1 protein-coding gene is annotated in these 1438 nt (G+C 67.2%); it reads right to left on the reverse strand.

Annotated elements, in window-relative coordinates:
• Positions 1 to 103: 103 nt before the first annotated feature.
• Entirely contained in the window at positions 104 to 1360 is a 1257-nt protein-coding gene (locus CQZ88_RS05730) for an IS701 family transposase (RefSeq protein ID WP_006937335.1), read from the reverse strand.
• Positions 1361 to 1438 lie beyond the last annotated feature (78 nt).

Consider the following 1438-nt stretch of genomic DNA (forward strand, 5'->3'; position numbering starts at 1 on the left):
CTAGTAGGACTTTGTTAGGTCGGGAAGGTGTGGTGGCAGGTCGGGCAGGTACCGATCCAATATGCCAGTGTGCGTTGGAGTTCGCGCACCAGGCCGTAGAGGGTCAGTCCTGCCCGGACGCTTTTGGGTCGGTCAGCCGCAGGGTGGTCAGGAACAGATGCGCGGCGGTGACCAGGGTGACATGGTGGTGCCAGCCGAGCCAGGAGCGGCCCTCGAAATGGTCGAGGCCGAGGCCGGTTTTCAGTTCCCGATAATCGTGCTCGATGCGCCAGCGGATCTTGGCCAGACGCACCAACTCCGGCAGGGGTGTGTCCTCGGGCAGGGTGGACAGCCAGAAGTCGGTGGGCTGCGCCGCACCGGGGGGCCATTCGGCGAGCAGCCAGGCCGGCGGCAGGACACCGTCCTCGTCCCGGGGGATGGTGCGGTTGGCCGGACGTACCCGCAGCGCCACGAACCTCGAACGCATCACCGCTCTCGGATTGGCCGGGCCGGTCTTGGTTCCGCGACGCCAGGTCACTTCGGTCAGCGCCTCGGCTCCGGCAGCAACGATGAGCTCCTTGCAGGTCACCGCCGCCGGGTAACGTCGGGTCGGCGGCCGGCCGCGGCCGGAATACGCGGCGGCGGCCGGGACCGCCTCGCCCGGGTGCGCGAGGGTGGCACCTTTGACCGCGACGACGTAGACCAGGTCGCGGTCGGTCAGACCCTGACGGAAAGTGGCCGAGTCGCCGTAACCGGCGTCGGCGACGACCACCGGCGGGATCCGGCCCCACGAGGCGAGTTCGTCGAGCATCTCGAGGGCGAGTGCCGCCTTGGAGCGATACCGCTCCTGGTCGGGAATCGCGTTCCGCTGCCGTCGGGCGGTGATCGCCGCGGCCGTCGCCGGATCGTCGCAGCACCGATCGTCCCAGCTCTCGGGCAGATACAGCCGCCAATCCAACGGTGCGGACGCGGTGTCGGTGGCGGCGTGCACACTGACCGCGACCTGACAATTCCCGACCTTGCCCAAGGTGCCGGAATACTGCCGGGCCACACACGGCGAGGCGTCGCCGTCCTTGGCGAATCCGGTGTCGTCGATGACCCACGCATCCGGTCCGATCAGATCACACGCCTTACGGGACAGCGTTTTCCGGACCGGCACCGGATCCCACGGTGAGGTCGTGACGAACTGCTGCAAGCGTTGGTGATCGACCCCGAGCCGGTCGGCCATCGGCTGCATCGACTTGCGGCGACCGTCGAGCATCAACCCCCGCGCATACACCCCCGCCGTCGCCCGCTGATCCTTGCGCTTGAGGGATGAGAACACCTGCTCGACGAACGCATCGAGACGTTCACCGACATCGGTCAGGGCAGCGGCATCCACCTGGTCATCGTCCCGGACGCCACGCCGAATCTCGAGTCCTCACAATAAGAAGTGGTGAACCTAACAAAGTCCTACTAG

Origin of the sequence: Rhodococcus sp. ENV425, from assembly GCF_002887785.1 — a bacterium.
In the GTDB taxonomy this organism is placed as follows: domain Bacteria; phylum Actinomycetota; class Actinomycetes; order Mycobacteriales; family Mycobacteriaceae; genus Rhodococcus; species Rhodococcus aetherivorans.